The sequence below is a fragment of the Brevundimonas phoenicis genome (genome assembly GCF_047237745.1).
Lineage (GTDB): Bacteria > Pseudomonadota > Alphaproteobacteria > Caulobacterales > Caulobacteraceae > Brevundimonas.
Map to the genome: position 1 here is coordinate 2355898 of NZ_JBDFLN010000001.1, position 22148 is coordinate 2378045.

Sequence of the window (22148 nt, forward strand, 5' to 3'; positions counted from 1 at the left end):
GTGACACGGGGTTTGCACCTCATTTTGCTCGATATCGGGAAAAAGACTTGGCTATCACCCCTGCTGACACTCTGGGCTCCGCGACCGAAGGCGCGCGCGCGAATCGCGCAGCGCGGGTCGAATCGCGCGCGCCGACGGCAGAGACAGGGCGTGCGGGCCGGGCTCGGCGCGGGCCCTTGCGACCGGACGTCTGGCTGAACACCCGGCAGCGGGCGGCGGCGCGGCGGCGCGTCTTCTACTTCCGCGGCGTCGACATCGTCGCATCGAGCTTCCTCTGCCTTGTGGCGATCGGCCGCATGAACGCCGGCGGACTGGCGCAGGTCACCCTGTTCGAAGCCGCGCCCATTCTGATCGGCGCGCTGATGACCCTGGGCCTGATGCGATCGCTGGGCCTGTATCGTTTTGACAATAGCCGGGCGCCCGCGCGCCATCTGGCCGGGGTCGCCGCCGTGGCGGGCCTGGGCGGCGCCTTCGCCTGCCTGCTGGGCCTGGCCCTGCCCAACGGCGAGACGCCGCTGGCCGAGTACGGCTGGTGGGCGATCGCCTCAGCGGTGTTGCTGACGGGACTGCACAGCATCTGGCGCATGCTGGTGGCCCAATGGCGCAGTCGGGGCGATCTGACGCCCAACGTCGTCGTGGTCGGCGCCACGCGTCACGCCGAATCGCTGATCCGCGAGGCGCTGGACCGGCGCGACCTGAACATTCTGGGCGTGTTCGACGACCGCCTGGCCCGCACGCCCGACGCCCTGGCCGGCGTGCCGGTTCTGGGCGGCACCGACGCCCTGCTGGAGCATCGACTGACGCCCTATATCGACCGGGTCATCCTGGCCATCGATCCCAAAGCCGAGGCGCGCGTCCGCGCCCTGACGCACCGGCTGGAAGTCCTGCCCATTCCCCTGACCCTGCTGGTCGACCCCAAGGGTGCGGCCCAGCGGAACGAGGCGCTGGAAAAGCTGGCCTCCTCCTCCCTGCCCCTGCTGGGCGGCGCGGTGGACGGCGAGCGGCGCGCGTTCAACAAGCGCATCCTGGACATCATCCTGTCGACCCTGGCGCTGGTCGTGCTCAGCCCCGTGCTGTTCCTGATCGGCCTGGCCGTGCGGATGGACAGCAAGGGCCCGGCCCTGTTCCGCCAGCGTCGCCACGGCTTCAATCAGGAAGAGATCGTGGTGTGGAAGTTCCGCACCATGCGCCAGGAAGCCTCCGACGCCACCGCCAGCCGTCAGGTGACCGCCGGCGACGACCGGGTGACGCGCCTAGGCAAATTCCTGCGCGCCACCAGCCTGGACGAGTTGCCGCAGCTAGTGAACGTGCTGCGCGGCGAGATGTCGCTGGTCGGGCCGCGCCCGCACGCCATCGGCATGAAGACCGGCGACGCCGAGTCGGCGCGTCTGGTCGCCGAGTACGCCCACCGCCACCGCATCAAGCCCGGCATGACCGGCTGGGCCGCCATCAAGGGCTCGCGCGGGCCGCTGCACACGGCGGATGAAGTGCGCGACCGGGTTCAGCTCGACATCGAATACATCGAGCGCCAGTCCTTCTGGCTGGATCTGTGGATCATCGCCGTGACCATTCCCGTTCTGCTGGGCGACCGGATGGCCGTGCGCTGATGTTCTGGAGGGGGGTGTTCGGCTACCTGCCGGCCAATATCGTGCAGGGCGTGGTCGGGTTTCTGACCATCATCATCTTTACGCGCCTGCTGTCGCCCGAGGATTTCGGCCGCTACGCGTTGGCCTATGCGGTGCTGACGCTGGCCCATGTGGCGACCTTCAGCTGGCTGGAAGCCTCCATGGCCCGCTTCTGGGCGGCCCAGTCCGACGAAACGCAGATGGCCGAGCATTTCGCCAGCCTGTATCGCGCCGCCTTCCTGATCACCGCCGTCTTCGTGCCGGTCGCCGGGTTGCTGGTGTGGCTGTGGCCCATGCCGGACAACTTCCGCCTGCCGCTGGCGGTGGCGCTGGCGGGGATTCCCGTGCGCTGCTTCCTGAAGCTGGCGCAGGAGCGGTTCCGCGCCGCGGGCGAGGTCGGCCCCGCCGCCGCCATCGACATCTGGAGCGCGGTCGCAGGCCTGGCCTTCGGCGTCGGCCTGGCCCTGCTGGGGATGGGGGCCGAGGCGCCGCTGGCCGGGATGCTGCTGGCGCCGCTGGCCGCCCTGCCCTTCGTCCTGCCCGCCGAATTGCGCGAGGCGAAGCGCGGACGGCTGGATCGCCAGCGGCTGAAGGCCTACGCCGTCTACGGCTATCCGATCGCCGTCGGCCTGGGGCTGACGGTAGTGCTGGCTTCGACCGACCGTTTCCTGCTGGCCCTGTTCATGGATGAGGCGGCGGTGGGCGCCTATCACGCGGCCTACAGCATCGCCAACCGCACGCTGGACGTCATGTTCGTGTGGCTGGGGGCGGCCGGGGCGCCGGCGCTGGTCATGGCGCTGGAGCGCGGCGGACGCGAAGACCTTCAGGCGGCTGCGCGCGAGCAGGCCTCGACCCTGGTGCTGATCGGCCTGCCCGCCGCCGTGGGCGTGGCGCTGGTCGCGCGGCCGCTGGCCGAGTTCATGATCGGCGAAGACCTGCGCACGGTCGCCGCCTCGGTCACGCCGTGGGTGGCGCTGGGCGCCTTCCTGTCGGGCATGACCACCTATTACTTCGGACAGGCCTTCACACTGGGCCGCCGCACGGGCTGGCTGTTGCTGGCCATGAGTATCCCGGCGGGGAGCAACGTCATCCTGAACATCCTGCTGATCCCGCGTTTCGGCGTCATGGGGGCGGCCTGGGCGACAGCGATCAGCTTCGCTTTAGGCCTGATGGCCTCCATGGCCATCGGACGGCGCATCCTGCCCCTGCCCGTGCCTTGGAACGCGCTGGCGCGCTGCGGTCTCGCGGCCGTCGTCATGGCGGGCGTGGTGCTTCTGCTGCCCCCGATTGGGGGCTTCCCCGAGTTGCTGCTGGACGCCGGGGTCGGCGCCGTCGTCTATGGGGCCGCCGCCTTCGCCCTGAACGCAGGCGGGGTGCGCGACCTGCTGCGCCGTCTGCACGGCTTCCTGCAGGCGCGGAGGGCTGCGGCATGAAAGTCATGATCCATGACAACGCCGCATGGGACGAGGTCCGTCCCCCCCTGTCGGTGCTGATGCCCTTCCTGCGCGACGATCCGTCAAACCTGTTGCAGATGCTGGACCGCGAGGCGCAAGGCGTCGGCGGCCGCGCCGAGTTGATCGTGCTGGACGACGGCACGGCGGACCCAGCCCTGACAGCGCGCCTAACCGCCCTGATCGACGCCCTGTCCCTGCCCGCCCGGCTGATTACGCTGGGCGCCAACGAAGGACGGTCCAAGGGCCGCAACCGCCTGGCCCAGGAGGCCCGCGGCCGCTTCCTGTTGTTCCTCGACAGCGACATGCGCCCCGACCATGCGCGTTTCCTGACCGACTGGGTCGATCTGGCGGTGAACGACAATCCCGCCGTAGCCTTCGGCGGCTTCTCCCTGCTCCAGGCGCCGACCGACACGCGTTACGCCGTCCACCGCCAGATGGCCGCCCGGTCCGACTGCATTTCCGCCGATCAGCGCACGCTGCAACCTGAGAAATACGTCTTCACCTCCAATCTACTGGTGCGCCGCGACGTCTTCGACACCGAAAGCTTCGACGCCGGGTTCAGCGGTTGGGGCTGGGAAGACGTGGAATGGGCCATGCGCGTCTCGCGCCGATTCCCGGTCGTACACATCGACAATCCAGCCACCCACATGGGCCTGGACACGGTCGAGGCCCTGGCCGCCAAATATGAGCAGTCAGCGCCCAACTTCGCCCGCGTCGCCGCCCGACACCCTGATTTCATCGCCGCCTATCCCAGCTATCGCGTGGCGAAGAAGCTGAAGGCCGTGCCCGGTCTGCGCATGATCCGCCCCCTGTTCAAGCTGGTCGCGCGTCTCGGCCTGCTACCGCCCGCCCTGCGCGGTTTCAGCCTGCGCCTGTACCGCGCCGCCTTGTATGCGGAGGCGATATGAGCGCGCCCGATGTCGCCGTCGTCATTCCTACCCTGCGTCGTCCCGATGAGCTGACCCGCGCCTTGCGCTCCATCTTTGCCCAGCAAGGCGCTGAAGGTCGCCTGCGCGAAATCATTGTCGCCGACAACGACCCTGAAGCCAGCGCCCGCCAGACAGTCGAGGCGCTGACGTCGGAATCGCCAGTCCCCCTGATCTGGACCCATGCGCCGCGTCCGGGCGTGGCCACCGCCCGCAACACGGGCCTGGCCGCGACCCAGGCGCCGCTGATCGCCTTTCTGGACGACGATGAGGCGGCCAGTTCCGGTTGGCTGGCCGCCCTGTTGCGCGGACAGGCCGCGACCGGCGCCGACGCCGTCTTCGGTCCGATCCAGGGCCGCGTTCCTGACGGAACCGGCTGGGCGTCGCCGTATCTCGAGCGGTTCTTCGGCCGCGAAGGGCCTGAGCACGACCAACAGATCGAAGAGCCCTACGGCTGCGGCAACGCCCTTCTGGTGCGCGCGACTGCCTTGCCCGGCGATGCGCCCTTCCACGTCGGATCGGATCAGATCGGCGGCGAGGACGATGTCCTGTTCGCGGCGCTGAAGGCGCGCGGCGGGCGATTCGGCTGGGCGGCGGACGCCTGGGTCGAGGAATTCGCCCCCCCGCACCGTGCGACCCTGCGCTACGCCCTGACCCGCGCCTTCGCCTATGGACAGGGCCCCAGTCAGACGGCGGCCGAAGCGCGCGACGGGCTGAACGTCGGGCGCTGGATGATCATCGGCGTCGCCCAGACGCTGGTGTGGGGCGCAGCAGCCCTGGTCCTGACGCTGCTGGGCCGCGACAGCCGCGCCCAGATGGCCGACCGCGCCGCGCGCGGCCTGGGCAAGGTGCTGTGGATGAAAAATTTCGAGCCGCGCTTCTATGGCCAGAGCGAACTGGATCGCCTGAACCGCCAGCGCGCCTCTAGCTGAAGAACCGCTTCAGCAGCTTGGGCGGACTCCAGGTCGAGCGGTTCATCACCAAGCCGGCGACCCGACCGCCGGCGGCGTCGATCTCTTCACGCAGGGCGGCGGGCGCGGCGGCGCCCGTGCTGTCGGCCGCGACCACCATCACCGTGGAATCGACCAGCGGCGCCAGGGTCAGGGCCATGTCGCTGCGATCCGCCGCCGGTGCGTCGATCACCACCGTATCGGCATGGGCGCGCAGCCGGGTCCAATAGCGAGGGTCGTCCACCGCCTCGACGCGCTGGCCCGCGCGCAGCAGCTCCATATGGAAGCGGGTGACATACAGCCGTCCGCCCAGGCAGGCCTTGGCCGTCAGGATGCGTCCCGGAGCGGCGGGCTTGCCGTCGCGTCCGCGCAAGGGCGGCGACACAGCATAGAAAGCCGATCCGTCCGGCGACGCCTGCACCGACGGTCCCAACCGTCCGAACCGATCCGGTTCAGCAGCGACCTGCTCCATCTGGCCTTGCTGCGGCAAATCCCCGTCGATCAGCCAGACCGGTCGGCGTCCGCGTACGGCGGCCATGCGGGCGAACTCGCGCGCTACCGTCGACACGCCCTCGCCCGAGGTCGCGGCGGCGAAGAGAATGACGCGCCCGCGATGCGCCGGCGCTGGTCCCAGCGCGGCCCACAGACCAGCCATCTCGGTTGTCAGATCGACCATGCGAATCGTTTACGCGCGCGCCATTTGGAACAGCCTAGCACGACACAACCGTCGGTTTCTGCGGCCTGTCGGCGTCATGAGGCGGATCAGCCGCCCTTGACGGGTGCGACGGCCAGAACCGGCGCGTGCAGGGTACGGCTCAGGGTCGACGGCATGGCGAACCCCGGGCGCAGGAAGACCCGCAGCAAACCGACGCACAGAGCGGTGAAACCCGCGAACAGCAGCACGGCGACCATCAGCGGCATCCGCATGCTCTTGCCCTTCGACGGCGGCTGGGCGCGCTCGATAACGGTGACGTTGTCGGCGCCCGCCTTGACCAATTCGTTGTCGGCGCGGCTCTGGGTCTCGCGTTGCTGGAACTCGCGGATCGAGGCGGTCAGAACTTCGCGATTGCCCGCCAGGGTCGAGTTGCGCGATTCCAGCTCCGTCAGGCGGGTCTGGCGCGAGCGCAGATCGGTCAGTTGGCGGTCCAGAACCGTCAGGCGCGCGGCCAGGGCGTCACGATCGGCCTGGGCGTTGATGCGGGTCGTCTCCAGCTCGACCCAGACAGGGTTCGGACCAGTGCGGACTTCCTTGGCGCCGACGGCCGTTCCCGTGCCGACATAGGATTGCAGTTGGGCGATCTTGGAATCGATCTCGCGCACTGGCTGTGCGTCCGGCTGATAGCGGGCCAGCAGGCTTTCACGCTCGGTGCGAAGTTGCAGGATCAGATCCTGCGCCGAAACATTCAGGTCTTGGTACAGCGCCACCTCGGCCGGGGTGCGCGACAGTTGGCCGACCAAGGTCGCCAAACGCTGTGACGCCTGCTGCAGCTGGGCCTGAACGCCCATGCGCTCGGTAAAGACGGATTGATAGCTGTTGGCGATGGTCGACTTGGCCGTGGCGAAATCGCCGATATTGTTCGTACGCAAGAACTCTTCATAGGCGCGGTCGGCGTCGCCCAGCTCATCCTCGAACGTCTGACGCTGCGTGCGGATCGCAGCCGTGGCGCGGTCCTGGAAGACCTCGCGACGATAGGTCAGATACTGGTCGATGACCGTGTTCAGGATGCGCGCCGACTTGGCCGGGTCATCGCTCTTGTAGCTCAGGCCGATGACCGGGCTCAGCGGCGTCACCTCGACGCCCAGTCCGGCGGCGACGGCGCGCACGGCGGCGGCCTCCTGGCGGGTCGGGTCCGCAGGCGCCGGCGCGCCCGGCTCCTGGAAGCTTTCGACGCCCAGGGCGCGCACAACCCGGCGTTTGACCTCTAGGCTGTTCAGTATGGCGGCTTCGGACTGGGCCACCTCGGCAGCCGACGGCGGCATGGCGCGTTCGCCCATGCCGACGCGCGGCTGATATACGTACTCCTGCCCTACCCCGACGAACAGGCTGGCGCCGGCGGTATAGGTCTTCTTCATCGTCATCACGACAGCGGCGCCGATTCCGAAGATCACGGCAAAGATGAGGATCATCAGCAGCAGTTCGCGGAACAGCAGGGCCACGACGTCCATGACGCCGTAACGGGGACGGGTGGCTGTGACGTGCGAACGCATACGGGCTGGATCATCCACCAGTGTCAGACCGGGACACCTTGAAGCGTTGGCGTTAACCGGCCGTTACCCATAAGGCGTCAGCTTGGCTGAACTTCAGTTTTGCAACCGACCGGACCGCCCGCCCATGGACGTTGATCGCCGCCTGCTTCTACTGGCGCTGGCCGCCGGCCTGTCGGGTTGTGCGGCGTCCGCAGGGCGAAGCGCGTCCAGCGGCCTGCCCCGGCCGCAGACCGTCTCGGACCTGCCGGCCGACCTGCCTTTCGCCCCCTGGACCGATGTCGAACCGGAGTATCGGCTTTATACCGGGGACGAAATCGAGGTGGTTCTGCCTACCGCCACTGAGCTGAATCGCCAGTTGAAGATCGGCCCCGATGGGCGCGTCTCCCTGCCTTTGGTCGGCCATGTGACGGCCGCCGACCGCAGCCTGTCGGAGTTGGAAGGCGACATCTCCGCCGGGTACGCGCCTCACCTGCTGCGCCCCGAGGTCGAGGTGACGTTGCGTCAGGCCGGACCGCTGAAGGTCTGGATCGACGGCGAAGTACGCAATCCGGGCGTTTTCGACATGCCGGGCCAGATCGACGCCTATCAGGCCCTGATCCTGGCGGGCGGCGCCCTGCCGACCTCAAACGCCCGCAACTGCGCCCTGATCCGCCGTGGCCCTGGCGATCTACGCATGCTGAAGGTGCTGGATCTGCGCGCGCCGCGCGGCGAGATCCTGCCCCTGCGCCGCGGCGACATCGTGTTCGTGCCGCGCTCGACCCTAGGCGAACTGGCCGCCTTCTTCACCCAGGTGCGTAACGCCCTGCCGATCGGTTTCTCCTACGCGATCAATGGAACCTACGCCTCGACCTGACGCAAGAAATGCGTCCGCGATTCCGATCTTCGCTCAGGCAATAGAACGTCAGCGCTAAACGCCATTAGATGGTCTCGAGAGGCATGCGCGCCCAAGTATCGCTTTCGACCCATTGCGGACATTTACGGATTGAACCTAGGGAGAGATGATGATCATCGCCTCGATGTTGTTCGTTGTTTATCAATCGGCGCCCCCTGCCGCAGCGCGACCTGAACCTACCGTCTGTGAACGATCCGAGCGTGACCTAGCGACAGGATCTCGCCTTTGGTGCCCTGCCGAGCTCCGGAAGCGAGTACCGCAAAGCCTAATGACGACGATGCCCATCGATGGAAGCGGCAAGGGATGGGCGCTGTTGAAATGCGACCTAGGCGAAGGCGGCGTCACGACGGCGTGCAGCCTTGTCGATGAGTCGGAACCGGGTTCTTCGTTCGGCGTATGGGCGACACGCGTTCAGCTCAAAGCGACGGCGCGGAGCACCGATGGCAGTTTTCCCCCGGCTGGCGACAGCTACTACGCCTTTGCTCGATGGGAGGTTCGCTAACGCCTACTGTCCACCCGCGGCGAACATTCTCAAAATCTGCTCTTGGGGGCGAAAGCGCAATGCCAGCACAGCCGATCAAAAGCCAACGCCCAGCTCTCAGACAAATGTAAAACTCATCCAGCCCAAACGGGCTTAAACCGTGGTCGGGGCGAGAGGATTCGAACCTCCGACCCTCTGGTCCCAAACCATGATGAAAGCGCCTGTTTTCAGGTACTTGTCTGTAAAACTTGCCAATTTCGACTTAAGCGCATCAAGGCTTTGCGGCCGGGGCGTAAAACGACGGGCCACCAAATCACTGCGGATAAACGACACTTTTTTGGGGGGCAGGCACTGGCTCCTGGCCACGATGGCGGAGTTCGAAGCTCACCTGGACGCCGGCAATTCACAAGACCTAGCGTAACGCTTATCCAGTTCATATATCACTGAGATCAAGCAGCATAGGTAGACACTGTGAACCTGAACGACTTCAATCCTGAAACCCACCTAAAAACCCAAGAAGAGTTGGTGCGTAAGGTTGCCGACCTTGAAACACAGGTTGCTTCCTTGATCGATGTTGTCGCCATCCTTCTGGCTGATGGCGACAGCCCGCTGATCAATCGATTGGGTTCCTATCCCCACCTGAACGCTGGCGTCGTCAAGCGCGAAACGATCACGCAAAACGCCCAGCTCTATTTGGCCAGTCGCTCTTAAATCAGGACCTCTGCCAGTGACCACCATCAAGCGCCGCCACCACTACGTGTGGCGTTGGTATTTAGGCGCTTGGGCGGAATCTGAACAACTTTGGTGTTTGAGGGATAGCCGAGTATTCCAAGCCAATATCCGTGACCTAGGCGTTCAGAGGGACTTCCACGTGGTTCGTGAATTCCGTCCCATAGATCGCGTATGGGTGGAGGGCATTATATCCAAACTTCCAGCATCGCTTCAGCCACACCAACGTGAGGTAGCAAGGAGGTATGATCTAATAGGCCGGGCATATGCCTCCTTTGTCCGCGACAACGTTGAAGTTCCCCAGACGGTCGCTCTAGCGAAACAGCATTGGGAAGAAGATCTCCACGAACGCATTGAAGCTGGCGCTTTGCCGTTCATCGAAAGTCTTAGAGAGGGCCGGATTTCGATCTTAGATGATGATCATGCACGGAATGTCGTATCTTATTTTTTGGCCACCCAATGGATGAGGACCAAGGGAATTCAAGACAAACTCAATAGGGCATGGCCCGACGAAAGGTATGCTCAATCCGTGGAGCTTACTTGGCCTCTTTGCAGACATTTCTTTGCTGCCAGCTTCGGTCTCAGCCTTGCCCGAAATTCAGAACGTCAGACTTTCCAGATCCTGATTTCCCCGCCTGGCCAACCGTTCCTGACGAGCGACCAGCCGGTACTTAATCTCGCATCATCGCACGACGTTACGCCTCCGGAGGAGTTGGACCTGCTCTACCCGCTGTCTCCTAGTCACGCACTCCTGCTTGCGGATCTTCCTGTTGGATCAGAGCGCGTACGCCAGATCGATGCCGGAGAGGCTGCCGCGATCAATTTGGCGATCATCGCGTCAGCTCACGAGCAAATCTACGCCACCGACAAAGCTGCGCTCTCAGCGCCCTAGCGTGCAAGGAAGCGCAAGAGCAGCGAGCCGCTCGAGTTCCCTATCCCTGCCACGCCTGAGGCCATTTGCAGGCACCTCTGACGTGCAAGGATAGCGGTACATGAAGCCCGCGGGCGAGGCGGGGGGAAAAGCGCGGCGTTTGGGGGCGCGGCGGGCTGGGCCGCCTGGGAGGCCTCGGCCGGGGTGGCGGCGCCCTATTCCGGCCAGACCCGGCGCACGGTCAGGGCGCCGGCCGGGCATGGGGCGAGCATCAGGTCCTGGGCCGCCGACAGGTCCAGCCAGTGGACGCCGGCGTCCGGAGGCAGCAGCACGATCTGCCGGTCATGATAGGGCGCGACGTCGGGGCCGGGCTCGGTCGTCAGCATGGCGAAGGCGCCGTCCTTGACGATGCCCAGGATCCAGAACCACGGCTGGCCGGCCATGGTGAAGAGCCACTTCGTCTTCCTACCCTGGACCTTCGGTTCGGTGAACTCATAGAAGCCGTCGGCCGGGATCAGGCAGCGCGTCGAGCCCGCGAAGGATCGGCCGTCCGATCGGAAGTTGAAGACCGGCCGCCCCGTCGGCGCCTTCCACGCCCAGGGCGTCATCTCCAGCTGCGGCCCGTCTTCGCCCGCCACCACGATCGGCGCTCGATCACCGATGCGGTAGTCGCCCGGCTCGAGGTTCGGCCGGCTCTCGGGCATGGTCAGCGGTCGGCCGAGCGCTGCGAACGGCGCCGCCAGCTGGTTGGCCGGCACGTGGAGGCGATAGTTGTTGCACACCCTGGCCTACTCCCTGCGGGTCGCGGACTCAGCCCGAGCCCCAGCCTTTTGTTCCCGCTCGGACCTGGCCTTGTAGCGCGCTTCGGCCCGCTGGAGCGCCCTGGCCTGATCCTCGCGATGACCATCGTCCCATGCCCGAGGCTTCAACGGCACCATCAGAAGCTTCTGGCCGGTCATGCTGTCGCGGCGCGAGATCTCGATCGCGCTCGGATACACGCCGCATGTGGTGCACCGAAAGCGCAACTCCTGGAGATGATCGTCCGCTAGGCGTGCGCCGATACGCCAGACGTTCATCTCCCGCGACACGCGGCACCCTTCGCAGAAGGCAGACACGACGATATCGCGCCAGACGACCACGTCGCGCGCGGTCACGTTCTCGGCGGTCCATTCTTCCGGCGCGCGCAGATAGTGCGGCAGCTGCGTCGCCATCTCAGCCCCGCGCCGCTAGCCGTTCGAACAGCGCCCTGCCCTTTGCCGCCGCCTCGGGCGAGATCCGCGCCAGTTCGGCCGCGACCCTTGCCTGCATGTTCAGTAGCACCGGATCCGCGCGCGCGGCTTCGCCGTGCTGCCAGATGGCCATCAATGTGCCGAGAGCCCTATCCTCGCGCGTCGGCTTCGTCTTCGGCGGCGCTTGCCGCCCTTCGTTCGTTTGCATGGTGCAGCTCCAGACCAGCTGACCGACCCGACGCCGCTCTAGGGCGCCGGACCGTCACGGCTCAAGCTGTTTGTTCTATATTTGTTCCCAGCATGCTCGTAGGCTGTGGAGAAGCACGGGGGCGTAATCCCCGTTGAGGTTGATCCTGTCTAGCGCTCTACCTGCGACACTCCGCAGCGCTGGCCGACGTCGATTGATCCGATGTTCGACTCAGCCGCTTGATCACATCAAGACAAAGCCTAGGGGGCAGCTATTTACATCAGCGGTGATGCAATTTTGGTCGTCGTGTTCGCGGTGGCACTCGGGTTCTACGTCGTAGCTTTGACCTTGAAGTTTATCTTCAAGCGCGACCTCCGCAGGGAAGCTTGGGCACGACCCGTTACCTCCGTGCTACTCCAGATCTGCGTGGTCGCCCTTGCCCTGATGTTGATGGACCCTTCCCCCTCCGCGGGTCCCGTCTATCGCTACTCCGCTATCGGGTTAGCCATCATCATGTGTCTGGTAGGGCCATTCTATTGGATTGCCAGAATCCTGAGCCCGTCGATGTTCGCTCTCGGCCAGATGGCGCTTGCTATGGGAAGCGTCACTACGATAGGTCTCAACGGGTCTTCAGATCAGCTCTACACGGCAATCCTTTACCTCGTAGCTGCGCATATGTTCAGCATTGGCTTGGCGGAGTTGGATGCCCGCACAAAGGGCAGCATAGCCAATAGGCTCTTCAAGCCCAAGTCCATGGTCAACGACGCGACGCCAGAAACTCAGGCGATCCAAGAAGACCGTCCGCACTCGCCAGCCGAACCACGATCTAAAGCCAAAAAGATGAACTTACTGGCGACCGCATTGCTAGTTGGCGCCACCCTCTGGCTCGCTGCGGCGGTAATCCTTGGTCTCAAGAACTGGGCCTGCCCTCTCCCTTGGTCCCGACAATGCGTTTCTACGTTCTTCGGCCACGCCGAAAACATCATTCTCTTCGCTTGGGTGAAAGATACAGAAACCATAGTTGCAGGCTTCCTCGCAGTCGCCGCCGCAGCTGTGAGCGTCATTTACCTTCGCAAACAGATTAGCCAGGCTGGCAAGCATGAGGCTCGTAGGCTTCGGCGCCAACACCGCGCCGCCAAGGCTGTTATGCCCGACGCCCTAAGTGCGCTTTGCGCCTACGCGACGGAAAGTGCTCTCAGGTATCGCGATTGCCTAGCGGCGTTTCCTGCCGAGGGCCGACCCGATATGGACCGTCTGAGGGTGATGCAGGCACCTGAGCTGCCTCTCGCAACTGTCATGGCCTTTCAAGGCATGATCGCGGCATCTCCGAAGAGAGTTGCTGAACCATTCGTGCGACTGTTAGCGGACTTGCAGGTCCACCAGACGCGATGGCAGGGCTTCGAAAACTCGGTCAGCGGACAATCACGAAGATTGATTACCAGCTACGCGCGGCACAATTTCATGGGCGAAATATGCGAGGCGGCTGAACTTTACGCGAACGCGACCGATCTCTTTCATCTCGTTCGGCCGTTCGACGCTCAAGAACCTGTTCGCCAATCCCGTCAAACTCTGCGCTCGGCTCTTCTGATGATGGGGCTGATTGGTGAGTTTCAAATATTGGCGCTGGCCGAAGAGCGGGAATCTAGGCGGTCGCCTTCGACCGCACCTGGAATCGCACCACTTCCATCCCGATCCAATCATTGATCGCCAGGAAGCGCTGCTGCAGCGGCTGGATCTCGTTTCGGTAGAAGACGTCGTCCGCCTTCTCGACATCGCCGAAGCCGCCGGCGTTGGCCGGAACGACCCCCATCAACTGCGGCGGCACCCGGTGCGCGGCCAGCACGTCGTCGCGCGTCGTGCCCTTCATCCCGACGAACTCGTCCTTGGCGGCGGCCTCGCCGGGATGCAGAATCTGAAGGCTGTCCTTTTTGCCGTGGGGCAAATGGACAAAAACGGACCTGAAATTCCCGACGCCCTTGGTCCCCTTCAGCATCTCACGCAGGGCTCCCGCATCGGTCTCAGTCAGGCCGCCTTCCCCCACATACATGATGAATCCCGCATGTGCGCCGTTGATGTAGTAGCGGCGGCGAAACAGGGTCGCGTCCTTGTTCAGGAAGGCCGAATCCAGGGCGCTCAGATATTCCGGCACGCCATAGATTTCCTGATCCAGCCAGGGTTGCCAGCCGTGGAAGACCGATCCGGGCTTGAACCAGTGTTCCTTCATGAAGCCGGCCAGAAAGACGAACTCGCCCTCGTCCACGCCGCGGCGCGTATAGCGCGCCAGGCTGCGGCGCAGCTTCATCGGCCGGTGCGCCATGTTGTCGATGCGCTCCAGGTAGAAGTTCCCCAGCACCAGCTGGTCCAGGGCGATCCCCTCGAACGTCGTGCGATCCAGCATGGGATGCGGGATGAAGTCGCGCAGCAGCTGGTTCACCTTCACCCGGAAGGCCGAGGAATGGTGCGACGTGGCGTTGCCCGCCTTCGACAGCAGGGCCATCGACAACGGCGGCTGGTAATAGCGGCGGCCGTTCATGCCCGTCACCTCCCAGCAGTCCAGGCATTCCATCATGTCCTGGCGGTTCAGCACGGCCTCCTCCCCGCCCAGCGAGAACGCCATGGCCCCGCTGGCGGCGGGGGCCTTCGTCTCTTCGGCCGGCGCCGCGTCGGACAGGGTCTCAGTCATTGCCGAAGATCTCCACGGTTGAGGATCCGCCGTCGCTTCCGATGGCGGCCTGGATTGGCTCGTTGAACAGGGATTGCAGCAGCGCCCAGGCCAGATCGGCGTGTCCGCTGGTCTTGGTCCGGCCGGCCTCATAGGTGACCTTGCGCCCCGACGCGGTCAGCGTCCGGCGGATCATCGTCATCGCCAGCGCCAAATCCTTGAAGTCCGCGTCGAACTCGAGCCGGTTCTTCATGATGACGTCCAGGGCCTTGTAGACCATCTGCGTCTTCAGGAAGGCGTCGTAATTGTGCCCCGTCACGGTCGGGAAGAAGGTCTGCACCAGCTGGAACACGGCGTCGCCGATGCCGGTCCGGTCGATGTCGATCTTAGTGACGCGATAGCGCTTGGTGTATTTCCGGATGACCTCGGCCTGTTCATCGAACCGGCTACCCTTGAACTGCCTGCGCTCGATGACCCGGAACTTCCCGCCCGGCGTCGCCGGCGGCGCCAGGACGATCAGGGCGGCCGCGTCGCCGTTCTCGCTGTCGCCGTTCGGGTCGTAGGACAGCCAGACTGCGCCGGCGTATGGCCGCCCCATGCCCAGGATGATCCGCGCCTTGTCGACGTCGGGCCAGCTGTCGCGCGGATCCACCATGCACGGCGTCAGCACGGCCATGGGGAACACCGACAGGGTGTCGTCCACGAAGCCGCACATCAGCAGGTTGTCGAACTCGGGGACCGAATACTCGTCGCGCAGCTCGTCCAGGTCGAACAGGTCGCAGCCCAGGCGCTCGGCGTCCTCGATCGTCACCATGTGGCGCCAGATCTTGTCGGCGCCCATCAGGCCGTCTTCGTTCAGCGCCGCCCAGCTGACGTCGAACTCCCGGCGCTTGTCCTTCGTGCGCCGCTTGTTCCATTCCTCGCCGGTCCAGAACTTATAGGCTTCGTGCGTGACTGACGACGGCGTCGAGAAGTAGGTCTTCCGATACCGCTTCTGCATCGCCATGCCGCTGGCGACCTTCTTCAGGGTGTCGAAGCCGTAGACCCAGAAGAATTCGTCGAAGTAGAAGTCGCCGTGATAGCCCTGCGCCGTGCGCGCATTGGTGCCCAGGAAGATGAGCTCGGGCTGCTCCAACGGCTTGCCGTCCTCGTCTTCCCCGCGGTCGATCACGATCGGATCGCCGGTCAGTTCGACGCCGATCTCCTTCATGACGAAGGCGCGGATATAGCCCTTGAAGACGTGCGCCTGGCTCTTCGACGCGGACAGGAAGATCTGGTTCTTGCCGGTCTCCAGGGCGACGATCAGCGCCTCGAGGGCGAAGTAGTAGGTGGCGCCGATCTGGCGCGACTTCAGGATCGCCCGGCTGCGCAGTTCGCGCTTCGACCACCAGACCTCCTGATAGCCGAACAGCTGCTTCAGCAGCGCAGCCTTCAGCACCTCGACCTGGTCGGCCGTGATCCGGTTCTTCTCCGGCTTCTTCTTCGGCCCGGCGTTGCGGTTGGCGACCCTGGGGTTCAGATCGCCTTCATGGCCGTCCGGCTGCTGGTAGCGGCGGATGCGCGCGAACCGCTCCGCCTGCCGCGCCAGCAGGTCGATCTCCTTGAAGTCCAGCCCGGTCTTGGCGGCCTTCATCGTCAGGGCGACGTATCGGGCCTCGGTGACGCCCTCCATCCGCTCCAGCGGCGAGGCCTCGTCCCATTTGTCCCGGCTCTTCCAGCTGGCGATCGTGCCCTCTGGCTGGCTCAGCAGCCGGGCGATGTCGGTCAGCCGCCACTGCGACCAATAGAGGAACTTCGCCGCCCGCCGCTCATCGAGCATCGCCGCGACCGGAAAGCCGAAACCGCCGCAGGACGCCAGCAGCGCGCCCAGGTCGTCAGACCCGCCGGGCTCCGGCCCGTCCTGCTTCTTCGGTTTCAGTCTCATGGGCGCGGACGCTACCCGCGCGACCCCGCCCGATCTGACGGCCTGCTGTGGTCAGGTCCGCCCCGCACCACAGCATCGCCTTGAGAACAGCCGCCGGTCAGCGGTGATCTGCAGCCTCACTCGCTGGCACGGCCAGCCGCCCTGCAGATCGCCCGAGGCTCCATGTCGAAGAAGCGCACCACCAAGTTCACCCGCGTCGCCGTCGCCGGCCTGACGGCCTCGGACGGCCGCACCATCGAGCCGCAGTGGCTGCGCGACATCGCGGCCACCTACAATCCCAAGACCTACACGGCGCGCGTCAACGTCGAGCACTACCGCAACGCCTCGGCCACCGGCCCCTTCCCCGCCCTGGGCGACGTCGCCGCCGTGAAGGTCCAGGAAGACGACATCGAGATCGGCGGCAAGACCGAGAAGCGCGTCGCCCTCTACGCGCAGATCGAGGGCAATGAGACCCTGCAGGGCTACGTCGCCGCCGATCAGAAGAAATTCACCTCGATCGAGGTCGAGCCGAACTTCTCCGGCTCGGGCAAGGCCTACCTGATGGGCCTGGCCGCCACCGACAGCCCGGCCTCCCTGGGCACCGAGGCCCTGCAGTTCTCGGCCCGCACCGACGACGCCTACGCCAAGCAGCTGAAGGCTGACCTGGACGCGCGCAAACAACACGACACCTGCCTGTTCTCCGCCGCCTTCGAAACGCGGATCGAGTTCGCCGATCAGGAAAACCCGGCCGCCGACGCCGAGACCCTGATCGACCGCCTCGTCGCCCGCTTCACCAAGGCCTTGCCGGGCTCGGAACCGACGCCGCCGGCGGCGTCCCAGCCGCCCGCCGGCCAGCCCGACCTGGCCAGCCTCGCGACCGCCTTCACCGACGGCCTGCGGGAACTGGGCCAGAGCTTCAGCCAGGCCCTGGCCCAGGCGTCGCAAGACACCAATGCCCGCTTCGCCAAGCTCGAGAGCGAGCACGCCGCCCTGAAGTCGGACATCGAGGGGACGCCGGAGCGCTCCTACTCGGCCCGGCCGACCCACGCCGGCGGCGACGGCGCCCAGCTGACCGACTGCTGACCCTCAACGTTCGCCACCGCCCCCTTCCCCGACGCCCCGGCCACGGAACCTGACCCCGATGAAGACCAAAACCCGCCTGCTCTACACCACCTGGCTGTCGCGCCAGGCCGAGCTGAACCATGTCGCCGAAGGCACCGTCATCGGCGAGAAGCAGTTCGCCGTGGAACCGTCGGTTCAACAGCGGCTGATCGAAAAGCAGCGCGAAAGCTCTGCCTTCCTCGGCATGATCAACGTCGTTCCGGTTGACGAACAGTCGGGCGAGAAGCTGGGCCTCGGCGTCGCCGGCACCCTGGCCGGCCGCACCGACACCGACGTCAAGGATCGCGACACCCGCGACCCGACCACGCTCGACGCCGATCGGTTCGAGTGCAAGCAGACCAACTTCGACAGTCACGTCACCTACGCCAAGCTCGACCTCTGGGCCAAGTTCAAGGACTTCCAGATCCGCATGCGCAGCCAGGTCGTGCAGCAGCAGGCTCGCGACCGCATCATGATCGGCTGGAATGGCCTGATCGCCGCGAAGCAGACCGATCGGGTCGCCAATCCCCTGCTGCAGGACGTCAACGTCGGCTGGCTGGAGCAGATCCGCCAGAACCGCCCGACGCACGTCTTCGACACGGGCGCAGTCGCGCCGGACAAAATCGTCATCAAGAAGACGGGCGGCGACTACCGGAACCTCGACGCCCTAGTCTACGACGCGATCGCCAAGTTCCTGCCCGAGTGGGTCCAGGGCGACACCGAGCTCGTCTGCATCGTCGGCGCCGGCCTGCTGCACGAGAAGTACTTCCCGATGGTAGACGGCGAGGACAAGCCATCGGAGAAGATCGCGGCCGACATCCTGATGTCGAAGAAGAGCCTCGGCGGCAAACAGGTCGTTCAGGTTCCCTTCTTCCCGGCCGGCACAATCCTGGTCACGCGCCTGGATAACCTGTCGATCTACGAACAGGAGGGCACGCGCCGGAAGACCATCGTCGACAACGCCAAGCGCAACCGCGTCGAGACCTACGAGTCGGTCAACGAGGCCTACGTGGTCGAGAACTACGACTTCGCCCTGCTGATCGAGAACATCGAGATTCAGGACGGCGAGTAATCGCCGTCCACCCTTCCCTCTCGCGGTGTAGAACGATGACCCCTGCTGAAATCGCCAAGGCCCGCGCCGAAGAGGCCGCCAAGGAAAAGGCCGAAGCGGCCGCCCAGGCGCAAGCCGCCGCGCTGAAGAAGACGCGCCCGAAACTCCGGCCGCAGACTCGCGCCATGGCCGACGTGCCCACGCCCCGGCCTGGCCGCGCGTCTCCGGCGGCGCAGCGCCGCGCCTTCCTGATCGCGTCCAGCGCGGGCCGCGTTCTGGCCGCATCAGGCGTCGCGGTTTCGGAAACGGCCGTGAACGACGACATCGAGCTCTCGCCCGACGTCGCCAAGGTCGTGCTGCAGCTTGAAGCCGACATCCGGCGCCTGAAGGAGATCAAGGCGACCGACCGCAAGGTCGAGGCCAAGATCCAGATGATGCCCGCCTATCGGGCCTGGTGCGACGGCGTGCTGGCGGCCGGCAAGGTCGACCCCAGCCCGCTCGATCAGGTCTTCACCACCATCATGGCCTGGACCATCGACATCGGCGACTACATGACCGCCCTGCCGATGCTCGAGCACGCCATGCTCCACAAGCTGGACATGCCGGCGGGCTTCAGCCGCGACCCCATCACCTTCGCGATCGACCAGATCTGCGAGGACGCCATCCGCGTCTATGACGCCGGCGGCGAGCCGGCTTCGACCTTCGAGGCCGGCGTCCTGCCCATGCTTCAGGATCTGGTGCGAGACCACGACGTCGACCTGCACGACGAGGTCGAGGCCAAGCTGCATAAGGCCATCGGCCGGGCCATCATGGCCGGCGCCGATCCCGAGAATGAACCTGACCTGCTCCAGCGCCGGAAGTCGGCCCTGCTCGAATATCAGGCCGCCCTGGCCAAGGACGAGCGCGTCGGGGTGAAGGGCGACATCGCCAAGCTCCATCGCGAACTGAAAAAGGCCGAGCCGGACGCCGGCAAAGCCTCGACCGACACGCCGCCCCAGCAGGGCGGCTGACCCCCTCGCCCCCCGGCGCTCGGGGCGGGGCTGGTCCGACAACAGCGGGTTCGCCCGTCTGCATCATCCGGCCAGCCCCCCACCCCGTAGCCGGACGGGCGTCGATCTGAAGGGCCAGCAGGCGGCCAAAACAGGAATCCCTCGCTCAGCGCCATGTCTGGACCCTTCTCCTCCCCTTCCCTCATCCCCGCCCCCGGCACGGCCGCGCCTGCGGCCTCGATCGACTGCGGCCCCTTCTGGCCCGCGCTCGACCTGACCACGCTGCGCGCCGGCATCCGCGTCGATCAGGTCGTGACCGAGGAGCGACTGCTAGAGGTCGCCCGAAACGCCGTCCTCGACATCATGGTCGAGCTCGAGGCCTGGCGCGCCGAACAGGTCGGAGCCGGCCACGCCACGCTCGCCGATGTGCCCGGCCGTCATCAGGTCGACGGCTTCAGCGACTTCCAGATCCGCTGGCTGCGCGCCGTCCATTCCGTGGTGGCCGGCGATCTGGCCGACCGCCAGCTGGGCCAGTCCGCCCGTTCCGCCGGCATGGAGCGCGTCGAAGAGCTTGCGGCCGACATCGAGGTCCACCGCCGCAACGTCACCTACGCCGTCCGCGACTTCCTCGGCCGCCCCCGCATCATCGCGGAGACGATCTGATGTCGCGCGTCCTGCGTCCCGTCGAGGCCCTCGAGGGAGAAACCGTCGACCAGCTGGTCTGGCGCGAAGTGGGCCGCGGCTCGCCCGTGGTCGAACGGGTGATGGAGGCCAACCCCGGCCTGTCGGATTCCGGCCTGTTCCTGAAGCACGGCCAAGTGGTCCTGATCCCTGCCGACGCCGATCGGGCGGCGCCCGCCGCCATGACCCAACTGTGGACCTGACGCCGTGAGCAAGACCCCCGTCACCTTCACCATCAGCTTGCTGCAGCTATGCTTCGCCGTCGGGGTGCAGATCATGGTCGTCGCCATCGCGATCGGCGGCCTGTTCTCGCGCGTCGAGGCCATGGAGGCGGCTGTCCAGCCGATCCAGCGCGGCGACTTCGCCCGCCTGGACGAGCGGGTCCAGCACATCCAGGGCGACATCGCCTGGATCCGCGCCCAGCTGGAAAAGGAGCGTGATCGATGAGCCGCCCCCTACCCGAGGCGCAGTGGATCTGGCGCCGCCTGTTCACCTGGACCGTGACCGGCTGGGCGCTCTTCACCCTGCACGGCCTGATCCAGCGCATGCCCGAGGGCGATCTCCGCGCGATCGCCACGCGCCTGATCCTGCTGCTGGGCGGCCTGGTCGCCTTCTACCTGATCGGTCCGACCGCCGAACACATCATCGCGCTCGTGCGCGCCTGGCGAGGAGAGGATTCCAAATGAGCTTCAGACTGAGCATCCGCTCGCGCGAACGCATGAAGGGCGTTCATCCCGACCTGGTGCGCATTGTGGAACGCGCCATTCAGCTGACGCCCGTCGACTTCATGGTGACCGAGGGCCTGCGCACCACGAAACGCCAGGCCGAACTTGTCCGCGCCGGCGCCAGCCGCACTAACAATTCCCGCCACCTCACAGGTCACGCCGTGGACATCGCGGCCCTGGTCGACGGCCAGGTGCGCTGGGACTGGCCGCTTTACCCTCGGATCGCCGCCGCCTTCAAACAGGCGGCGCGCGAGTTGAACACGCCCATCACCTGGGGCGGCGACTGGCCCAAACTCCGGGACGGCCCTCATTTCGAACTCGAGCGGAAGGCTTATCCCTGATGGACGCCCTGACCCGCACCTTCAACTTCGCCACGCCCTTCGGCCTGTTCCTCCGCATTCTGCTGGCGATCGGCCTGGCCCTCCTCGTCCTGGGCGCGATCGGCTTCCGCTTCGACCCGTTCGACAGCCTGCAGAAGCGCGCGGACCGGGCGGAGGCCTCGGCCGCCGCCGCCAACACCGACGCCGCCGCGCGCCGCATCGAGTCGGCCGGCGCGGCCGACACCGTCCGGCGCATCGACCGCATCACGGTCCAGATTCGCGCGGCCGACGCCATCGCCCATCAATCCGCCCTCTCCGCCCAGGACGCGCCCGATGCGAAACACCCTGTCGATCCTGCCCGCCTTGCTCGCCTGCGCCATGCTGACCAGCAGCTGTGCGACCTCCGCCCCGGCATCTGCACCGACGCGCCCGCCGCAGCGCGACATGCCGACCCAGGCGACGACGCCATGCACCCTTCCCCGCCTGCCTGACCAGGCCACCGCCGCCGAGCTCGAGAGCGCCTTCACCGCGCGCGGCGTCGCCCTGCTGGCCTGCGACGCCGCGCGTCAGCTGGCTGTCGACGTCCACGCCGCCGAGAAGGCGGATCAGGAGGCCTGGCTGCGCTCCCAGACGCCGGCCGCGTCCTGGCGCCGCCTGTTCGGGGGACGCTGATGCGCAAGCTCAACAGCCTGAAGGCCCACATGACCGAGGCGCTGACCCATCGCGGCATGCGCCAGAACCCGGCCGATCTGCATTTCGCCATCCCCAGCGGCAGCGTCGTCGCCCGCGGTCGGCCGGGCCTCGGCTTCGAATACCGCTACACCCTGGTCATGGCCGTGCTGGACTGCGCCTATGGGCTGGACGAGATCACCGTCCCGCTGATGATGTGGGTCGCCCGCTGGCAGCCGGAACTCCTCTCCCTGACGGCGGCCGACGGCGGAATCGATTGGGAGGTCGAGCTCCTGGACGACGGCAAGTCGGACATCATGGTCCGCATCCCCCTGACCGAGGGGCTGCACCTTCGACCGCGCGAAGACGGAGGCCACGACCTGGTGCGGCCAGAAGAGCCCGTCCCCTTCGCCCTGGAGCAGGCCGCCCCCCTTCACCGCGTCTTCCTGGACGGCGAACTGATCGCCAGCTGCAGCGCCCACCCGGACGCCTGAC

The 22148-nt window shown here is 66.1% G+C and carries 26 protein-coding genes; 19 read left to right on the forward strand and 7 right to left on the reverse strand.

Annotation, left to right across the window (positions count from 1 at the left end):
- The first annotated feature begins 176 nt into the window (after nucleotides 1–176).
- Genes ABC419_RS11700 through ABC419_RS11715 form a run of 4 tightly spaced genes read left to right on the forward strand, consistent with a single transcriptional unit; the run spans nucleotide 177 to nucleotide 4937 of the window.
- Complete coding sequence (locus ABC419_RS11700) at nucleotides 177–1607, forward strand: exopolysaccharide biosynthesis polyprenyl glycosylphosphotransferase (protein ID WP_412877389.1); 1431 nt, start codon at nucleotides 177–179, stop codon at nucleotides 1605–1607.
- Nucleotides 1607–3058, forward strand: coding sequence for a lipopolysaccharide biosynthesis protein (locus ABC419_RS11705; RefSeq protein WP_412877388.1), 1452 nt, complete (start codon nucleotides 1607–1609; stop codon nucleotides 3056–3058). The genes ABC419_RS11700 and ABC419_RS11705 overlap by 1 nt, the downstream gene beginning before the upstream one ends.
- Nucleotides 3055–3987, forward strand: coding sequence for a glycosyltransferase family 2 protein (locus tag ABC419_RS11710; RefSeq protein WP_412878781.1), 933 nt, complete (start codon nucleotides 3055–3057; stop codon nucleotides 3985–3987). Before ABC419_RS11705 ends, ABC419_RS11710 begins: the two co-directional genes overlap by 4 nt.
- A complete protein-coding gene (locus tag ABC419_RS11715) occupies nucleotides 3984–4937 on the forward strand; it encodes a glycosyltransferase family 2 protein (RefSeq protein WP_412877386.1) in 954 nt (317 codons plus the stop codon). The genes ABC419_RS11710 and ABC419_RS11715 overlap by 4 nt, the downstream gene beginning before the upstream one ends.
- Here the strand turns inward: ABC419_RS11715 and ABC419_RS11720 are convergent.
- Both ABC419_RS11720 and ABC419_RS11725 read right to left on the reverse strand, forming a co-directional pair.
- Nucleotides 4930–5631 carry a P-loop NTPase family protein gene (locus ABC419_RS11720; protein WP_412877385.1) on the reverse strand — a complete coding sequence of 234 codons (702 nt, stop codon included), beginning with the start codon at nucleotides 5629–5631 and terminating at the stop codon, nucleotides 4930–4932. The genes ABC419_RS11715 and ABC419_RS11720 overlap by 8 nt on opposite strands.
- An 86-nt stretch (nucleotides 5632–5717) precedes the next feature.
- Nucleotides 5718–7163, reverse strand: a complete 1446-nt coding sequence (locus tag ABC419_RS11725) for a GumC family protein (RefSeq protein ID WP_412877384.1) — start codon at nucleotides 7161–7163, stop codon at nucleotides 5718–5720.
- A 124-nt stretch (nucleotides 7164–7287) separates the two neighbouring features.
- On the opposite strand from ABC419_RS11725, the gene ABC419_RS11730 reads away from it, so the two are divergent.
- The 3 genes from ABC419_RS11730 (at nucleotide 7288) to ABC419_RS11740 (ending at nucleotide 10157) form a co-directional block, all read left to right on the forward strand.
- Entirely contained in the window at nucleotides 7288–8016 is a 729-nt protein-coding gene (locus tag ABC419_RS11730) for a polysaccharide biosynthesis/export family protein (RefSeq protein WP_412877383.1), read from the forward strand.
- Between the two features lie 991 nt (nucleotides 8017–9007).
- The gene (locus ABC419_RS11735) at nucleotides 9008–9247 is read left to right on the forward strand and encodes a hypothetical protein (RefSeq protein ID WP_412877382.1); all 240 of its coding nucleotides are present in this window, start codon (nucleotides 9008–9010) and stop codon (nucleotides 9245–9247) included.
- Nucleotides 9248–9263: 16 nt separating this feature from the next.
- Nucleotides 9264–10157 (forward strand): DUF4238 domain-containing protein, encoded by an 894-nt coding sequence (locus ABC419_RS11740; protein WP_412877381.1) that lies wholly within the window; start codon nucleotides 9264–9266, stop codon nucleotides 10155–10157.
- 194 nt (nucleotides 10158–10351) lie between these two features.
- Here ABC419_RS11740 and ABC419_RS11745 read toward each other — a convergent pair whose 3' ends face one another.
- From ABC419_RS11745 to ABC419_RS11755, 3 genes are read right to left on the reverse strand one after another with little or no spacing between them, the layout of a single operon-like run.
- On the reverse strand, nucleotides 10352–10918 hold the full coding sequence (locus ABC419_RS11745) for an SOS response-associated peptidase (protein WP_412877380.1): 567 nt from the start codon (nucleotides 10916–10918) through the stop codon (nucleotides 10352–10354).
- A 6-nt stretch (nucleotides 10919–10924) separates the two neighbouring features.
- Entirely contained in the window at nucleotides 10925–11347 is a 423-nt protein-coding gene (locus ABC419_RS11750) for a hypothetical protein (protein ID WP_412877379.1), read from the reverse strand.
- A 1-nt stretch (nucleotide 11348) separates the two neighbouring features.
- Complete coding sequence (locus ABC419_RS11755) at nucleotides 11349–11573, reverse strand: hypothetical protein (protein WP_346486816.1); 225 nt, start codon at nucleotides 11571–11573, stop codon at nucleotides 11349–11351.
- Nucleotides 11574–11849: 276 nt separating this feature from the next.
- On the opposite strand from ABC419_RS11755, the gene ABC419_RS11760 reads away from it, so the two are divergent.
- Nucleotides 11850–13256: a hypothetical protein gene (locus ABC419_RS11760; RefSeq protein ID WP_412877378.1), complete on the forward strand. Its 1407-nt coding sequence runs from the start codon at nucleotides 11850–11852 to the stop codon at nucleotides 13254–13256.
- Here ABC419_RS11760 and ABC419_RS11765 read toward each other — a convergent pair.
- Together ABC419_RS11765 and ABC419_RS11770 are read right to left on the reverse strand one after the other, a co-directional pair.
- Nucleotides 13195–14235: a phage portal protein gene (locus ABC419_RS11765; protein ID WP_412877377.1), complete on the reverse strand. Its 1041-nt coding sequence runs from the start codon at nucleotides 14233–14235 to the stop codon at nucleotides 13195–13197. The two genes, ABC419_RS11760 and ABC419_RS11765, sit on opposite strands and share 62 nt — an antisense overlap.
- The gene (locus ABC419_RS11770) at nucleotides 14228–16138 is read right to left on the reverse strand and encodes a terminase large subunit domain-containing protein (protein WP_412877376.1); all 1911 of its coding nucleotides are present in this window, start codon (nucleotides 16136–16138) and stop codon (nucleotides 14228–14230) included. Before ABC419_RS11770 ends, ABC419_RS11765 begins: the two co-directional genes overlap by 8 nt.
- Before the next feature lie 162 nt (nucleotides 16139–16300).
- Here ABC419_RS11770 and ABC419_RS11775 point away from each other — a divergent pair, with 162 nt between their 5' ends.
- From ABC419_RS11775 to ABC419_RS11825, 11 genes are all read left to right on the forward strand, one after another.
- Nucleotides 16301–17200 (forward strand): GPO family capsid scaffolding protein, encoded by a 900-nt coding sequence (locus ABC419_RS11775; RefSeq protein ID WP_412877375.1) that lies wholly within the window; start codon nucleotides 16301–16303, stop codon nucleotides 17198–17200.
- Nucleotides 17201–17258: 58 nt separating this feature from the next.
- Entirely contained in the window at nucleotides 17259–18290 is a 1032-nt protein-coding gene (locus ABC419_RS11780; protein ID WP_412877374.1) for a phage major capsid protein, P2 family, read from the forward strand.
- Between the two features lie 35 nt (nucleotides 18291–18325).
- Nucleotides 18326–19279 (forward strand): phage terminase small subunit, encoded by a 954-nt coding sequence (gene gpM, locus ABC419_RS11785; protein ID WP_412877373.1) that lies wholly within the window; start codon nucleotides 18326–18328, stop codon nucleotides 19277–19279.
- Between the two features lie 153 nt (nucleotides 19280–19432).
- On the forward strand, nucleotides 19433–19921 hold the full coding sequence (locus tag ABC419_RS11790) for a head completion/stabilization protein (RefSeq protein ID WP_269298046.1): 489 nt from the start codon (nucleotides 19433–19435) through the stop codon (nucleotides 19919–19921).
- Nucleotides 19921–20142 (forward strand): tail protein X, encoded by a 222-nt coding sequence (locus ABC419_RS11795; protein WP_269298044.1) that lies wholly within the window; start codon nucleotides 19921–19923, stop codon nucleotides 20140–20142. Before ABC419_RS11790 ends, ABC419_RS11795 begins: the two co-directional genes overlap by 1 nt.
- A 4-nt stretch (nucleotides 20143–20146) precedes the next feature.
- A complete protein-coding gene (locus ABC419_RS11800; RefSeq protein ID WP_303702997.1) occupies nucleotides 20147–20386 on the forward strand; it encodes a hypothetical protein in 240 nt (79 codons plus the stop codon).
- Nucleotides 20383–20625 (forward strand): hypothetical protein, encoded by a 243-nt coding sequence (locus tag ABC419_RS11805; protein WP_412877372.1) that lies wholly within the window; start codon nucleotides 20383–20385, stop codon nucleotides 20623–20625. Before ABC419_RS11800 ends, ABC419_RS11805 begins: the two co-directional genes overlap by 4 nt.
- Nucleotides 20622–21005, forward strand: a complete 384-nt coding sequence (locus ABC419_RS11810) for a M15 family metallopeptidase (RefSeq protein WP_412877371.1) — start codon at nucleotides 20622–20624, stop codon at nucleotides 21003–21005. Before ABC419_RS11805 ends, ABC419_RS11810 begins: the two co-directional genes overlap by 4 nt.
- Entirely contained in the window at nucleotides 21005–21475 is a 471-nt protein-coding gene (locus ABC419_RS11815) for a hypothetical protein (protein ID WP_412877370.1), read from the forward strand. The genes ABC419_RS11810 and ABC419_RS11815 overlap by 1 nt, the downstream gene beginning before the upstream one ends.
- Nucleotides 21429–21656 carry a hypothetical protein gene (locus tag ABC419_RS11820; protein ID WP_412877369.1) on the forward strand — a complete coding sequence of 76 codons (228 nt, stop codon included), beginning with the start codon at nucleotides 21429–21431 and terminating at the stop codon, nucleotides 21654–21656. Before ABC419_RS11815 ends, ABC419_RS11820 begins: the two co-directional genes overlap by 47 nt.
- Nucleotides 21656–22147, forward strand: coding sequence for a phage tail protein (locus ABC419_RS11825; RefSeq protein ID WP_412877368.1), 492 nt, complete (start codon nucleotides 21656–21658; stop codon nucleotides 22145–22147). Before ABC419_RS11820 ends, ABC419_RS11825 begins: the two co-directional genes overlap by 1 nt.
- The last annotated feature ends 1 nt before the right edge of the window (nucleotide 22148 follow it).

Coding starts and splice junctions, on each gene's coding strand:
- ABC419_RS11805 (WP_412877372.1), top strand. CDS start 20,383: ATGAGCCGCCCCCTACCCGAGGCGCAGTGGATCTGGCGCCGCCTGTTC.
- ABC419_RS11825 (WP_412877368.1), top strand. CDS start 21,656: ATGCGCAAGCTCAACAGCCTGAAGGCCCACATGACCGAGGCGCTGACC.
- ABC419_RS11815 (WP_412877370.1), top strand. CDS start 21,005: ATGGACGCCCTGACCCGCACCTTCAACTTCGCCACGCCCTTCGGCCTG.
- ABC419_RS11770 (WP_412877376.1), bottom strand. CDS start 16,138: ATGAGACTGAAACCGAAGAAGCAGGACGGGCCGGAGCCCGGCGGGTCT.
- ABC419_RS11780 (WP_412877374.1), top strand. CDS start 17,259: ATGAAGACCAAAACCCGCCTGCTCTACACCACCTGGCTGTCGCGCCAG.
- ABC419_RS11710 (WP_412878781.1), top strand. CDS start 3,055: ATGAAAGTCATGATCCATGACAACGCCGCATGGGACGAGGTCCGTCCC.
- ABC419_RS11730 (WP_412877383.1), top strand. CDS start 7,288: ATGGACGTTGATCGCCGCCTGCTTCTACTGGCGCTGGCCGCCGGCCTG.
- ABC419_RS11705 (WP_412877388.1), top strand. CDS start 1,607: ATGTTCTGGAGGGGGGTGTTCGGCTACCTGCCGGCCAATATCGTGCAG.
- ABC419_RS11725 (WP_412877384.1), bottom strand. CDS start 7,163: ATGCGTTCGCACGTCACAGCCACCCGTCCCCGTTACGGCGTCATGGAC.
- ABC419_RS11765 (WP_412877377.1), bottom strand. CDS start 14,235: ATGACTGAGACCCTGTCCGACGCGGCGCCGGCCGAAGAGACGAAGGCC.
- ABC419_RS11750 (WP_412877379.1), bottom strand. CDS start 11,347: ATGGCGACGCAGCTGCCGCACTATCTGCGCGCGCCGGAAGAATGGACC.
- ABC419_RS11795 (WP_269298044.1), top strand. CDS start 19,921: ATGTCGCGCGTCCTGCGTCCCGTCGAGGCCCTCGAGGGAGAAACCGTC.
- ABC419_RS11720 (WP_412877385.1), bottom strand. CDS start 5,631: ATGGTCGATCTGACAACCGAGATGGCTGGTCTGTGGGCCGCGCTGGGA.
- ABC419_RS11820 (WP_412877369.1), top strand. CDS start 21,429: ATGCCGACCCAGGCGACGACGCCATGCACCCTTCCCCGCCTGCCTGAC.
- ABC419_RS11755 (WP_346486816.1), bottom strand. CDS start 11,573: ATGCAAACGAACGAAGGGCGGCAAGCGCCGCCGAAGACGAAGCCGACG.
- ABC419_RS11810 (WP_412877371.1), top strand. CDS start 20,622: ATGAGCTTCAGACTGAGCATCCGCTCGCGCGAACGCATGAAGGGCGTT.
- ABC419_RS11775 (WP_412877375.1), top strand. CDS start 16,301: ATGTCGAAGAAGCGCACCACCAAGTTCACCCGCGTCGCCGTCGCCGGC.
- gpM (WP_412877373.1), top strand. CDS start 18,326: ATGACCCCTGCTGAAATCGCCAAGGCCCGCGCCGAAGAGGCCGCCAAG.
- ABC419_RS11790 (WP_269298046.1), top strand. CDS start 19,433: ATGTCTGGACCCTTCTCCTCCCCTTCCCTCATCCCCGCCCCCGGCACG.
- ABC419_RS11715 (WP_412877386.1), top strand. CDS start 3,984: ATGAGCGCGCCCGATGTCGCCGTCGTCATTCCTACCCTGCGTCGTCCC.